We start from the raw sequence: 14,723 nt of genomic DNA, 5'->3' as shown, positions 1-14,723 counted from the left end.
TATTAGCGCATTGCCAGCAGCAAATTTTTACTGTGGTTTAAACGACCAAGACGTTCAGATGCAAAGCTTAAAAATAACGGTTTTTCTTTACCTGCAATTGGATTTGCTTTTGGTAATGACACAGTTCTAGGATTACGGTGAGTACCGTTAACTAAAAATTCGTAATGTAAATGCGGACCAGCGGCCAATCCGGTGCTACCGACTAGTCCAATCAACTGGCCTTGCTTAACTCGTTGGCCGGTCTTCACTTTTCGCTTAGAGAAGTGAATGTACTTAGTGGTTATACCGCCGCCATGTTCAACAAAAACATGATGACCATTAAATTTGTCATAGCCTGAACGGATAACTTTACCGTCACCAGCGGCAACAACAGGTGTCCCTGTACTTGCGGCATAATCAACGCCACGGTGTGCTTTATAACGCTTTTGCACTGGGTGGTAGCGACGATTGGTAAAGTTAGAACTAATATATTTAAAGCTGACAGGCGCACGTAAAAAAGCTTTACGCATACTATCACCGTCTGGCGTATAATAACGACCATCGGTATATCGAACCGCAGTGAATGTATCGTCTTGATTCACAAATTCTGCTGCGAGAATATCGCCAAAACCGGCAAATTCACCGTCTACATATATCTCTTCAACTAGGGTATAAAATTTATCACCTTCGCGTATATCTAACGCAAAATCCACATCCCAAGCAAATACATTAGCAAGATTCATAATGAGGTTATCTGTCAAGCCTGCGGCAGTTCCAGCATTCCAAAAGTTAGAAGCGATATGGCCTTCAAAATAACGCTCCGTCGTAACAATTTCTTTATCTTCTATCGTCGCAACAAAACCACCCTCATCGGTCAGTTTAGACGACAGGGTACGTATTGCGTCGAGAGGATAATATAGGGCAATAAATTGATCATCTTGATCAAATTCAAAGGTGAGCTCTTTACCAACCACTAATTTGGTAAAGTTATTCGCAACGTCACCTGAACGGACAATTGCCAACATGGTTTTCTGGGGAAGTTTTTCACGTTTAAAAATAGTCGCTAATGAATCACCATTACGAATTTCAACGTGTTTTTGATAAGTCTCAAATTCAACTTCAGTGCTGATATTTTTCAGCTCTAGCGGCAAAGGATATTCTTTACCAACGGCGAGTGAAGCATAATTCGCAACAACTGCATGAGCAGGTTTAGACGCAACAGCAGATTCAGAGGGCAATAAAAGAACAATCGCTAAAATAGATGCGACTGCAGCCAAAATGTATTTATGGGGATTCGGGAACGTTTCTAATAACTGTTTCATAACTCACATTTCTAAATGAAATGTACTCTCACATGTACCAAAGTGCCTTGAGAATAGCACTTCAATGATTTGGATCCAACCACTTTACGTAGCGGATCCAAACCAAATCACGTCAAAATTAAGTTCTTCTGCTGTGACGTTTAATAAATCCGCCCGCTTGTCTCTGTTGCGACAAAGTTTTTGCTTTCGGTTTTTTATCTTCAAACGGGTTTTCACCTTCTCTAAACTCAATTTTTATCGGTGTCCCCATTACATCTAGGGCTTTACGATAATAATTCATAAGATAGCGTTTGTAGCTGTCAGGCAAGTCTTTTACTTGGTTGCCGTGGATAACGATCCGCGGTGGATTATAACCACCGGCATGGGCATATTTAAGCTTAATACGACGGCCACGGATCATTGGTGGCTGATGGTCATCCTGCGCCATTTTCATGATGCGAGTCACCATTGATGTCGAAATACGTTTAGTCGCACTTTTATACGCTTCATCAATTGATTCATACAAATGACCAACCCCAGTACCATGCAATGCAGAGATAAAGTGAAGTCGTGCAAAGTCGATGAATCCTAAGCGGCGATCAAGTTCGCGTTTAACTTCTTCTTTGTCACTTTTATCTAAGCCATCCCACTTATTCACGGCAATAACAATTGAACGACCCGCATTTAACGCAAAGCCTAATAAACTGAGATCTTGATCTGAAATACCTTCACGGGCATCTAATAGCAACAATACAACGTTTGCATCTTCAATTGCTTGCAGCGTTTTGACCACAGAGAATTTTTCAACAGATTGAGTAATACGTCCACGTCGACGAACCCCTGCGGTATCAATTATCACGTAATCTTGGTCATTTCGGGCCATTGGTATATAAACTGAATCACGAGTCGTGCCAGGCATATCATAAACAACAACACGTTCTTCACCTAACATACGGTTAGTCAGCGTTGACTTACCTACATTCGGGCGACCAATAATTGCAAATTTAATAGGGAGGTCTTCAAACGGGATAGCGTCTTCATCATTAGTATCAATGATTTCGCCATTTTCGTCATACTCAGGTTCAGCAAACTCATAATCACCAGACTCAACAGCCGACGCATCGATAAGGCCCATTTGCTCTTCAAATTCGTTTGCAAGGCGTTCGACAATTGGCATTAATGCAAGATCTAACAATTGCGAAATACCGCGTCCATGGGCGGCGGCGATTTGATATACATCACCCATTGCTAATCCGTAAAATTCAGCGCTATACGAATCGCCGTCGATGCCATCAATTTTGTTGGCAGCGATAAAAGTAGGTTTATTTTTCTTACGTAAATGCTCAGCAATTGCTTGATCTGCAGCGGTTAATCCAGCTCGAGCGTCAACCATAAATAACACAACGTCAGCTTCTTCAATCGCAATCAGCGACTGCTCAGCCATTTCGACGTCAATCCCTTCTTCTGTGCCGTCTATACCACCGGTATCAACTACAATAAAGTTGCTTTCCATATGCGCAGCTTGGCCGTAACGTCTATCACGAGTTAAGCCAGGAAAATCTGCGACAAGCGCATCGCGTGTTTTTGTCAGACGGTTAAATAGGGTTGATTTTCCGACGTTTGGTCGTCCAACTAGTGCCACCACAGGAAGCATGGGTTTACCTCAAATTTGTTTGGCACAATGCCAAAACTGATAATTCTAAAAACAAAAAAGGCTCTGCAGTTCAAATTGAACAGCAAAGCCCAAATATCAATGGCTTACTATTACGGTAGTCGTAATGCTGTAACTTCGCCATCTCGAGTTTGGATATATAATAAATCACCGCGTACCACTGGTGCTGTATAAGCTGTTCGGTCTTCCGACGTAAACCAGCTAATAAACCAACGTACAGCTGAATAATCGATGTCGTCTAACTTAAATCTAGAGACTAACTCACCCGTCTTTTTATCGACAAAGTGAAAGTAGCCTTCATAGTCGCCCACAACTAATGTGTCTTTGTAGACTACAGGTTGAGTTAAACGGCGATTATAAAATTCAGATTGAGTCCATTTTTCAATACCGTTTTTTGCATCTACTGCAACGATATTTCCCTTCGCTTCAGTCAAATACAACATGTCATTGTCATATGTTAAATTACGATAAGACGAATATTCACGTTGCCACAAAATACGCCCAGACAAAACATCTACAGCAGCAAGGTTGCCATTGTATGCAACTGCATAGGCCACTTGATTAGCAACGATTGGCTGACTGTCCGCATCAATTAGCTTCTCAAGCTCTGTCGTGCCTTTTGACTTGCCAATAACGGCTTCCCACGCAGGAATGCCACCATCTAAAATAAAGACTTTTAATTTACCAGTTGCAGTACCAACTAAAACACCACCACCGGTAACCGAAGGTGTAGAAGTACCACGCAAGGTCAGTGCCGGAGTGTCAGTTTCAGCTTCCCAACGAATTTCACCAGAGTCAGGATGTAAAGCAGACACATGTCCCGATGTCGTAGAAACGGTTATCCAACCCTCTCCCCAGCCTGGTGCTGCAATAACTTCACCAGTCACTCGGGTCTGCCAAAGCACTTCGCCAGTTTCTTGGCTTAAGGCAATTACATCACCGTTCTCAGTACCAATATAGAGATTGTTATAAGCCGCAGTGATACCGCCACTTAACTTCGCACTTGGTACAGATTTCATACGAATTTTAGTCCACCATGTAGGTGGTTTTTTCCGTGTGTCTGTGCGCCAAATTTCGTCACCATCTTTAGCAGACAATGCAATCACTTCGCCATCACGGCTCGCCGTGAAAATACGATCTTCCGTTACCGCTGGACGTAAATTACTAAAGTAATTTTCAACCCCATCTCCCGGATGTTCGCGCCATTCAACTTCCACATGACGTGTAATGTTAAACGGTTTAAGTTCGGCTATACGAAGCTCTTCGTTTTCTTCAGTGCTTTCACAACCAACTAATAACGAAGCAACACAAACAGCCGTTGCAACGATTTTAAGTGGATTGTAATGCCTCAATAGGCTGTTTGATAATATTGCCATAAGTGCGTACTAGCCCTTAACTTCAGAAGAAAGTGCAAGATCATCCAATTTCATTTTTAACAACGTGTTACCTGTCAAACCACCTGCATCTGCAGCTGCTTGATATTCTACACGCGCTTTGTCGGCGTTGCCTTGTGCAAGATAAACATCGCCTTTCAATTCTGCAACACGAGATTTATAACCTTCGTCTTTAATTGCATTCAGTGTCGTTAACGCTGCATCATATTGCTTAAGCTCAATGTTTACACGGGCAATACGAGTCGCGATTAGACCGCTCAACGTTTGATCAGTTGTTAACTTTGCTGCTGCTGACAATTCAGACAACGCTTGTTCAAATTTGTTATCTTCAACTGATTTTCTCGCAGCCACTAAATTAACAAAGATGGCATAACCCGATTCACCATGAGCATCAACAAACTGTTGTAGTTCGCTAGATAAATTTGCGTCCGCTGAATCCGACTTTTCAATAAATTGGTCATAAGCCGCTGATGCTGCTTCTTGCGCTTCTATTTTAGAATCTACATATTGATTCCAAGCAAAAAAGCCACCTAAACCTAAAAGTGCACCTACGATAATTTGAGTACCATTGTCGTGCCAATACTTCTTAATTGCTTCGACTTGTTGTTCTTCTGTAGAGTAAATTTCCATTACAACCTCTTATTTTGTACTACAGCGGCTACGTGAGCTCGCTCTCAATCTAATTCAAGAATCGCACTTACACGTGCTGCTAATTGTTCCCAAGCTACGGTTTCTTGCTCGCCATGTTGACGTAGGTTTTTCACCGTAACCTGCTTATTATTCAGTTCGTCTTCACCTAAAATAATGGCAAGACTGGCACCAACTTTGTCGGCCCGTTTCATTTGTTTCTTAAAGTTTCCGCCGCCGCAATGGCTAACAACACGAATACCGTCAACTTCAGTTCGCAACACTTCTGCAAGTTCAACCGATTTCATATCGGTTCCTGCGCCAGCTGCGACCATATAGACATCAGCTGTTGAAGTTGGTTCCTTTAAAACGTCAAGAGTTTGCAATAATAATACAAACCTTTCAATTCCCATGGCAAAGCCAACACCTGGGGTTGCTTTACCACCAAGTTGCTCAACTAAGCCATCGTATCGACCACCCGCTAAAACGGTACCTTGTGAACCTAAGCTCTCAGTGACCCATTCAAACACGGTACGATTGTAATAATCTAAGCCGCGCACTAATTTTTCATTAATGACGTATTTAATTCCCACAGCGTCAAGTCGTTGTTGCAACTCGACGAACATGGTTTTTGATTCTTCATCTAAGTATTCAGACAGCACAGGTGCAGCTTCTAAAACCGCCTGTACATCCGGATTTTTGCTGTCGAGGATACGCATCGGATTAGTTCCGAGTCGGCGTAAACTGTCTTCATCTAACTTGTCTTTATGTTGCTCTAAATACTCTACTAACGCACGAATATAGTCTGCTCGCGCTTCATTAGAACCAAGTGAGTTTATCTCTAAGCGTAAATGCTCAGTAATACCAAATGCTTGCCATAAGCGAGCTGAAAGCATAATAACTTCAGCATCCATGTCTGGACCTTCAAACCCGTACGCTTCAACACCAAATTGGTGGAATTGACGATAGCGACCTTTTTGTGGACGCTCGTGACGGAACATTGGACCTTGATACCATAAACGTTGTTGCTGGTTGTATAATAATGCGCCTTGATTTGCCGCCCGAACACATACTGCTGTGCCTTCCGGACGCAAACTCAAAGAGTCACCATTGCGGTCTTCAAAGGTATACATTTCTTTTTCAACGATGTCTGTTACTTCGCCGACAGACCGTTTAAATAAGTCGGTAAACTCAACAATTGGAAAACGAATTTCTGAGTATCCATAGCTGGCTACTGTTTTCCTGATAACTTCTTCAACTTGCTGCCACTGTGCTGTTTCATTTGGTAAACAATCGTTCATACCGCGAATGGCTTGAATAGGTTTAGACACGTCTTAAAAATACCCGTTTGTATAAAAATAGGCTCGCATTATAGGGACTTTATTGGTCAAGGTAAATTGCCAAGCTCGGTTATATGTTGCAAATCACCTATAATTTGATTATTTGCATGGGGTTTTCGCAAATGTTCTGCTAATTTAAAGATAATTAACAAAAATATAAAAATAAAAATAAAAAATATTCATATGAAGAAAGAAATTTCAATTTCAAATCTAAAACTCGGCATGTTTGTGGTCGAAGTTACACAACAAGCGGGTAAAGTAAAAATTAAGTCTCAGGGTTATGTTCGAACTCAGCGTGCAATTGACATGCTCAAGGACAAAAAAGTAGAACGAGTTATTGTCGATTTAGCCAAAACGTTGCAACCAAAACAACGCGAACCTCTTCCAGAATTAGAACCTGTCGTACCTGACAATAATCTTAAAAGAGTCGATAAAACCCCAACCGCTGGTTTTACACAAGAGCTAGGCCGTGCCGCAACACTATATAGCACTGCAAAGAACATTCAGTTGCAAGCTTTTGACAATATGAAGGCTGGCAAGCCGATTGATACCGTCGCCATGAAAGAAGTCGCTGACGGATTTATCGACTCTGTATTTCGAAATCAAGATGCGCTTGCGTGTATGACAAGAATGCGTGAGAAAGATAGTTACCTTATCGAACATTCAGTCAATGTCTCAATTGTAATGACCATTTTTGCCCGTCACCTTGGATTAGACCGAGACGTAATTCATGCGTTGGCAACCGGGGCTTTACTGCACGATTTAGGTAAGATCGGTATCCCAGACTCTGTTCTAAATAAACCTAGTCGTCTAACTGATGAAGAAATGGACATCATGCGCAGTCATGTCACGTTAGGTTATGAAGTACTGAAACGGTCGGGAGAACTTGACCCCATTAGCTTGGAAGTTGTTCGAGATCATCACGAAAAACTTGACGGTACGGGTTATCCAAACTTTAAAATTGCAGATGAGCTGAGCTCCTATGCAAGAATGATAACGATTGTTGATACCTACGACGCGATTACTGCGGATCGTTGTTATCAAAAGGCGCGAAATCCAATAACGGCATTCAAAATATTAAGAGCTGAAAGTGGTGACTCTTTTGATGAAGAACTAGTCACTGAATTTATTAGTTGCATGGGGATCCATCCTATTGGCACATTAGTTAAACTAAAAAGCAATAAACTTGGCGTTGTAATTAAATCTAATTTTATTAATCCATTGTGCCCAGAAGTAAACGTTTTTTATAGTTTAACGAACAAGAGCCATATAGAACCTCGAGTCGTTAATTTGTCCGCTTCGAATATAAATGATGAGATAGAACGTAGCGTTAAACCTGACGATTTTAACATCGATATGATAAAGTTTTTCAAACAAGTTTTGCTACCCTAACGGAAGAAAGAACTAAATGCCCAATTTAAAGCGAATCCCGGTAACCCAGCTCAAACCTGGTCAATTTGTTGTAGATATTTCTCAACAACTTGGGCATATGCGAGTGTCTGCTTCCGGTTGGGTTAGGACGCAAATTGCAATTAATGAACTTATTGCTAAGGGTATTGTTTCCGTAGTTATAAACGAAGAGAAACATCTTAAAAGCAAAAATGATGACGCTCTATCCATTAAAGACAATTTAGGCCATGTCCCCTTTAACCAAGAATTAGACGCGGCAAAAAAAGCCGTAAACCGATTAACAAAGGAATTGAGTAAGGCCTTTGAGTTAATTAGGCATAATGATTTAATTGATGCGACATTATTGCACTTTGCCGCGATGGAATTTATTTCATCTAGCTACCGCAATTCTGCCGCGGTTTTAAGCTTAGTGCGGGTAACGTACTACAAAGATTTTCAACTTGGCCATGCACTCCGCTGCGCGGCTTATTTTTCTGCCACTTTACGCAGTTTAGAGTGGCCTGCAGACGTTGCACAAAACTGGGTAGTTGGTGCCTTGTTACATGACATAGGCAAGTTACAGATGTCACAATCCATCCAACAACCGAACATGCATGACCTGACCGAACAGCAACGGATGAAAGATGAATTTGTTAAACCTGAACACGTTCAAAATGGCATTAATATCGCTGAATTTGTTGGTAGCTTAACTCAAGAAACCATCGAAATAATTGAACAACACCATGAACGTTTAGACGGTTCTGGCTACCCTACCGGTCAGAAACTTACCGATCTTAATGATGGTGTTCGCCTATTTTGTATTATTGATGAATTTGACCGCATGACGCGGGTTGGTGACAACGGTAAACCTTATGGTGTATTGCAGGCATTTAGACGAATGTTACAACTCGAAAAGCAATTCGACTTTGAGTTGTTACAACGATTTATTAAGTGTATCGGCGTTTACCCACCGGGCACTTTGGTCAAATTAAGCAGTGGTAAAGTTGGCTTGGTTTTAGACCGTGGAATTTCAAGTGTTCACCCAAATGTTAAAGTAATTTATAACGATAAAATGGGGCATCATGTTGAAGCAAAGAATCTTGACCTTTCGAACAATCCATCTGAAGTCATTTCTGGTCTATTTTACGGAAATAAAATAGGTATATTTGCTGAAAACTACCTTTGATTTAGATAAAAACTATTTGCTCAAATTTGTCAGTATTGTATTTAAAACACCCAGAGAGTATTTCATTTAAATGAACAAAAAACGAAATACTCAACCGTTACATACCCTAACCTAAATCATCCAGCAAAGTCATCTAATGCCTCTTGCATAAAGCGGATGAAATGAGTTTCCCAAACGACTAAATCCTGACGAATTTCCAATAAACGTAATCCCGGCATTAGGTCGTCACCTTCTTTGAGAATTTGGTTGTTGATCTTAACCCATCTCTCATTTGGATCAGTCGCAAAAATATGCATACCGTAATAAAGTGGTGGTATCCCCGCTTTTTCTGCGTCACTTAATTCGTGAATACTCATTAGACTTGAGCCGGTAGAGATATTAACCTCTGAATAAGAGTTAAGTGGTAATTCTTCCGTTGCTTCCACCGCCATGGCAAACTGCGATCTAAGGTCTTCCGATACTTCGGCAATAGGCAAGTCGTTATCATTTGCCGTTGTCAGCGCATCTTGTCGTCGCTCAGTCGGCGCGTTTGTGGCCTGATTTACTGCGTCGGTAACCGACGTAACCAACTGGCCTTGTTCATTTTTGCCTATTTCTATTTGTTTTATCGGCTCTTCCTGCACAACAGGTTGTGCCGTGTTTGCCACATCAACCGAATTAGCTGTCACACTCACATCCGCACTTGGAGTTTGAGCCGTAACCTCAGTGGGAGCTTGCGATGCAACTTCCGATTGGTTCTCATTTTGTGCTGTTAAGCTATCTGTACTCGCAATTTTATTAGTTACACTATCATTCGCGGTTCCGGTATCTCGAACCTCATTTGTCACCTGTTGTGAATGAACAATATTGGTTGGCGTCTGTCCCAGCAGATAACCACCGAGTAAGCCAATAATTAATAACAGGCCGCCAATTAAAGCCCATATCGCCGCCGGTATTGAGGTCGTTTGTGGCTGGGCAAACATTGAAGCCTGCGCCGGGTTTCCGGTTAAATTAACCTGTTCATTTTGATTTTTTTTAGCGCTATCTTTTAGCAACGCTTTGTATAAAAAACTCATATTATTATGCCCTACCCACAAATAACACAGTACTGATGACTGCAAGTACAAGTGTAGAAATAAATAATGCTGTGGTTACATTTTTAGTCAATAAGCTCGAACTAGGATCGTTGCTTTGGTATTGACCAAACACTTCGTTCGCCGCTTGCTTTACCATCTTAGAATTGACTTGAGATTGATTCAGCGCAAATGCTCCCATCAAGGCTCTATCTGCCAATAAATTAATTTTTCTCGGTGTGCCACCGGATAATTTAAATATTTGTTTCATCGCCCGCTTTTCAAATAAAGGGCGATTGCCACCAACTGTTGCTATTCGATGGTTAATATACAAAAAAGTTTCAAATTCAGTTAACGGTAACAAATGATAACGCGCGGTAATGCGTTGTGCGAGTTGTCGCAGTTCCCGTTTGTTTAGCTTTTCCTGTAACTCAGGTTGCCCGATTAAAATGATCTGTAACAACTTGCGTTCATTGGTTTCGATATTGGTGAATAACCGTAACAATTCCAATGCATCTACAGACAAATGCTGGGCCTCATCGATAACCAAAACGCAACGTTTTCCATTGTTATATTGGTTTAGCAAAAAGTCCTGCAGTAAATCCGATAATACTTTGTGGTCGACCTGATGCTTAATCGTTAATTCAAACGCTTCACATACCGTTTGTAATAATTGTAATTTATTTAACGTTGGATTTAATATGTAAGCGACATTAACATCGTTTGTTAACTGCCCTAAAACCGCTCGACTGACCATGGTTTTTCCGGTGCCAACCTCTCCAGTCAACATAACAAATCCGCCATTACCTGCGAGTCCATGCTGCAAATAGCCTATAGCTTCCTGATGACGATCGCTTGGAAATAACATGCTTGGATTTGGCGCGATATTAAATGGTTCTGCCGACAGGTGAAAATGTTGTAAATACATAATAAATGTTAATCTGGTTAATTATTGATTGTCGTGTTGAAAATAGAATTTTGATCACAATGATTAAGACAGGTCAATCATAACAGAATATACTAAGGCGAATACCTATTTGTTATAAGGTGTCAATTTGAAAACTTACCTCGTCGGTGGTGCTGTAAGAGACCAACTTCTAAAGTACCCGATAAAAGATAAAGACTACCTAGTTACAGGTGCGACTATAGCTGAAATGGAGGCGAATGGATTTAACCAAGTTGGTAAATCCTTTCCCGTCTTTTTGCACCCCAAAACCCAAGATGAGTATGCACTTGCACGTACTGAAAAAAAATCAGGCTCAGGTTATACCGGATTTGTTTGTGACTTTTCCCCAGATATTAGTGTCGAACAAGACTTAGAGCGACGCGACTTGACGGTAAATGCCATGGCAAAAGCTGAAGATGGCACAATTATCGACCCATTTAACGGTCAACAAGATGTTAAAGACAAGATCCTACGCCATGTATCTCCAGCATTTGTCGAAGATCCACTGCGAGTTTTACGAGTCGCTAAGTTTGCAGCCCGCTACCACCATTTAGGTTTTACCGTAGCGTCAGAAACTCAGTTATTAATGAAAACTATGGTTGAAACTGGCGAGCTTGACGCCTTAATTCCTGAACGTATTTGGCAGGAAATGTCCTCAGCTCTTAATGAACAATCGCCGTCAGTGTTTTTTAATGTCCTAAGGGATTGTGGTGCGCTTGCGCTGTTAATGCCTGAGATAGCCGCACTTTGGGGAGTACCTAATCCTGAAAAATGGCACCCCGAAATTGACACTGGTATTCATACGATGTTGGTCGTGGATCAGTCCGCTAAGCTATCTAAAAGCCCGGTAACGCGTTTTGCTGCCCTTGTTCATGACTTTGGTAAAGGTCTGACGCCTGAGTCGATGTGGCCTCATCATCGTGGTCATGAAAAAACTGGATTAACACCGTTAAAAGCATTTTGCACTCGATTAAAAGTACCTAACGAATACAAAGAGTTAGCCTTACTTATGTGTGAATATCACACCCATACTCACAGAGCTTATGAGTTAAGAGCAGACACCATAGTGAAGCTGTTTGATAAAATGGACGCGTGGCGTAAACCCGAACGATTTTCGCAGTTCTTACTTGCTTGTACTGCCGATATGCGCGGACGAACAGGTTTTGAAGAACGTGACTATCCGCAAGCGGATTACCTCGCTGAATGTTTAGTGCTCGGGGGTGAAGTCAATGTTCAAGATGTCATAGCTGAGGGATACCAAGGCCCCGAAATTAGAACTCGTCTAACCGAACGCCGTGTAGCGACTATAAACGCCTATAAAAAAACGGTAAGCGAACAGACTTAAACTCACATATTGTCATAAAAAATGGTGTGATGATAAAAAAACAAAAAAGCCCAAACCGCTAATTTCGCAGTTTGGGCTTTTTAATGGCTCGACATAATAATCGGTTTTATACCTAAACGTATTGCAAGCGCATGCTTCTGATGCACTTGCAGTTTGGCAAACCTGTTAAATGGATTTTATGCCCATGTTATATAACGTAAAGCCAAATATGTCAGCGTATTGCTCAATGATTTTACTCGTTGGCGTACCCGCGCCATGGCCCGCATCTGTTTCTATGCGGATCAATGTCGGATTAGTGCCCGTGTGTTTTGCCTGTAAATGAGCAGCAAACTTAAACGAATGAGCTGGGACTACGCGGTCATCATGATCGCCTGTAGTTACTAAAGTTGCAGGATAATCCAGCCCAGGTTTAACATTATGGACTGGCGAGTAGCCTAGTAAATACTCAAACATTTCTTTATTATCTTCCGCTGTGCCGTAGTCATATGCCCAACCAGCCCCAGCAGTAAACGTATGGTAACGCAACATATCCAAAACTCCGACGGCTGGTAAAGCGACTTTCATGATGTCTGGACGTTGTGTCATAACAGCACCCACTAACAAACCACCATTAGATCCCCCCATCACAGCAAGCTTTTCTGCAGAGGTATATTTCTCAGCAGACAAATATTCCGCCGCTGCGATAAAGTCGTCAAACACATTTTGCTTATTTAATTTAGTACCTGCGTTATGCCATTTTTTACCGTACTCGCCACCACCACGTAAATTAGCAACGGCATAAACACCGCCAAGCTCCATCCATGCGGCGCGTGTTGAACTAAAGCTTGGTAATAAACTTACGTTAAAACCACCGTAACCATACAAAATAGTTGGATTATCGCCGTTTAACGCTAAGCCTTTTTTATAAGTAATAATCATCGGAACCTTTGTTCCGTCTTTCGACTTATAAAAAACTTGTTTAGATTCAAATTTGTCGCTGTCAAAATTCACTTTAGATTTCGCATGAACAATCGACTTACCTGTATCAACATTTAATTTAAATATGGTTGTCGGTGTTTTGTAGTTGCTGAATGAATAATAAAGTTCGGTTTGATCATCTTTGCCATAAAACCCATTTGCACTGCCAACTTCTGGTAGCGCGATATCTCTGATCTTCTTACCGCTAAAATCGTACTGTTGGATCATAGAGACGGCATCTTTAATATAGGAAGCAAATATATAACCGCCACCAGTAGACACGCTGAGTACATGATCAGTTTCAGGAATAACATCAACCCAATTTGCCGGAGCTGGATTATCGACATTAACTTTTACAACTCGTTTATTAGGTGCGTTAAGGTTGGTGACCAAATATATATCGTCACCCTTACTTTCTAAAAAGTTAGTATCTGAGTCTGTGTTATCAACAATCGCAACGAGTGGTGCGTTTTTAACACCCATTTTTTTGATAAAGATTTTATTGCCCGATGTGGATACCGCTGCTTGAATGATCAAATAGTTAAGATCATCGCTGACGCCACCAAAAACATATCGATGTTTTTCTTCTGGAGTTCCACCGAAAACCAATTGATCCTGTTTCTGCGGGGTTCCTAACTTATGGAAATAAACTTTATGTTGATCTGTTTTTGCCGACAGTTCACTGCCTTTTGGCTTGTCATAGCTTGAATAGTAAAAACCTTTGTCGCCAAACCACGAAATGCCGCTGAATTTAATGTCAATGAGCTCAGGCTCTAACTGTTGTTTAGTTTCAGTATCGATAACTATCGCTTTACGCCAGTCACTGCCACCTTCAGAGATAAGGTAAACCGCTTTTGAACCGTCTTTAGTGAACTCTATGCTAGCAAGAGAAACTGTCCCATTTTCACTAAAGGTATTGGGATCTAAAAACACTTCCGGCTCGGCATTGCCTTTTTGACGATATAAAACCGATTGATTTTGCAATCCGTCATTTTTGTAAAAATAAGTGTAATCACCTTCAATAAATGGCATGCCTACTTTTTCGTAGTCCATTAAATCAGTAAGGCGTTTTTCAATTTTTTCGCGGTAAGGTATGTGACTTAAGTAACTGTTTGTCACTTCATTTTGAGCTACAACCCACGCTGCGGTTTCGCTACTCATGTCATCTTCTAACCAACGATATGGATCTGCTACGTCAATACCAAAATAATTTTCAACCACATCACCTTTTTGGGTAACTGGATAAACAAGCTTGATTTGTTTTTCTTTCATTAAATCACTCGCACAGCCTGCTATGGCCAAACTGGAAACAAACAAAGCTGCAGTTAGCTTCGACATTTTATTCATTTATTATTCTTCCTTTTGGAGTACATAAGACGTTTCTCGCCCAAAAGTAAAAAAATAATAACAAAAAGTCTAGATTCTAGGGCATATGTGACAGGAAAAGCGTAATTAAATAATGACAGTAAATTTAACAACACATTGATTGTACAATAATCAACCAGTGGTTTATTTGGCTAAACAAAGATAGTCAC

General features: G+C 41.1%; 11 protein-coding genes. 3 read left to right on the top strand and 8 right to left on the bottom strand.

Going from position 1 to position 14,723, the window contains the following annotated elements:
- Positions 1–2: 2 nt before the first annotated feature.
- The 5 genes from KO525_RS19180 to hisS form a co-directional block, all read right to left on the bottom strand.
- Entirely contained in the window at positions 3–1,301 is a 1,299-nt protein-coding gene (locus KO525_RS19180; RefSeq protein ID WP_215965447.1) for a peptidoglycan DD-metalloendopeptidase family protein, read from the bottom strand.
- Positions 1,302–1,419: 118 nt separating this feature from the next.
- Complete coding sequence (gene der / locus KO525_RS19175; protein ID WP_215965446.1) at positions 1,420–2,934, bottom strand: ribosome biogenesis GTPase Der; 1,515 nt, start codon at positions 2,932–2,934, stop codon at positions 1,420–1,422.
- Between the two features lie 110 nt (positions 2,935–3,044).
- Positions 3,045–4,328 carry an outer membrane protein assembly factor BamB gene (gene bamB / locus KO525_RS19170; RefSeq protein ID WP_215965445.1) on the bottom strand — a complete coding sequence of 428 codons (1,284 nt, stop codon included), beginning with the start codon at positions 4,326–4,328 and terminating at the stop codon, positions 3,045–3,047.
- 9 nt (positions 4,329–4,337) lie between these two features.
- Complete coding sequence (locus KO525_RS19165; RefSeq protein WP_215965444.1) at positions 4,338–4,976, bottom strand: tetratricopeptide repeat protein; 639 nt, start codon at positions 4,974–4,976, stop codon at positions 4,338–4,340.
- Between the two features lie 44 nt (positions 4,977–5,020).
- Positions 5,021–6,304, bottom strand: coding sequence for a histidine--tRNA ligase (gene hisS, locus KO525_RS19160; protein WP_215965443.1), 1,284 nt, complete (start codon positions 6,302–6,304; stop codon positions 5,021–5,023).
- Between the two features lie 192 nt (positions 6,305–6,496).
- Between hisS and KO525_RS19155 the strand changes: the two genes are divergently transcribed.
- On the top strand, positions 6,497–7,705 hold the full coding sequence (locus KO525_RS19155) for an HD-GYP domain-containing protein (RefSeq protein ID WP_215965442.1): 1,209 nt from the start codon (positions 6,497–6,499) through the stop codon (positions 7,703–7,705).
- Between the two features lie 16 nt (positions 7,706–7,721).
- Positions 7,722–8,888, top strand: coding sequence for an HD-GYP domain-containing protein (locus tag KO525_RS19150; RefSeq protein WP_215965441.1), 1,167 nt, complete (start codon positions 7,722–7,724; stop codon positions 8,886–8,888).
- A 116-nt stretch (positions 8,889–9,004) separates the two neighbouring features.
- Here the strand turns inward: KO525_RS19150 and KO525_RS19145 are convergent, their stop codons facing one another.
- Both KO525_RS19145 and KO525_RS19140 read right to left on the bottom strand, forming a co-directional pair.
- Positions 9,005–9,943, bottom strand: coding sequence for a general secretion pathway protein GspB (locus tag KO525_RS19145; protein WP_215965440.1), 939 nt, complete (start codon positions 9,941–9,943; stop codon positions 9,005–9,007).
- A 4-nt stretch (positions 9,944–9,947) separates the two neighbouring features.
- On the bottom strand, positions 9,948–10,868 hold the full coding sequence (locus KO525_RS19140) for an ExeA family protein (protein WP_215965439.1): 921 nt from the start codon (positions 10,866–10,868) through the stop codon (positions 9,948–9,950).
- Positions 10,869–10,995: 127 nt separating this feature from the next.
- Here KO525_RS19140 and KO525_RS19135 point away from each other — a divergent pair, with 127 nt between their 5' ends.
- Positions 10,996–12,231: a multifunctional CCA addition/repair protein gene (locus KO525_RS19135; RefSeq protein ID WP_215965438.1), complete on the top strand. Its 1,236-nt coding sequence runs from the start codon at positions 10,996–10,998 to the stop codon at positions 12,229–12,231.
- A gap of 165 nt (positions 12,232–12,396) precedes the next feature.
- Here KO525_RS19135 and KO525_RS19130 read toward each other — a convergent pair whose 3' ends face one another.
- Entirely contained in the window at positions 12,397–14,460 is a 2,064-nt protein-coding gene (locus KO525_RS19130; RefSeq protein WP_252736554.1) for a prolyl oligopeptidase family protein, read from the bottom strand.
- Between the last annotated feature and the right edge of the window lie 263 nt (positions 14,461–14,723).

Origin of the sequence: Psychrosphaera sp. B3R10 (assembly GCF_018861025.1) — a bacterium.
GTDB classification, from domain to species: Bacteria; Pseudomonadota; Gammaproteobacteria; order Enterobacterales; family Alteromonadaceae; genus Psychrosphaera; species Psychrosphaera algicola.
This window is presented reverse-complemented; position numbering and strand designations above follow the sequence as displayed.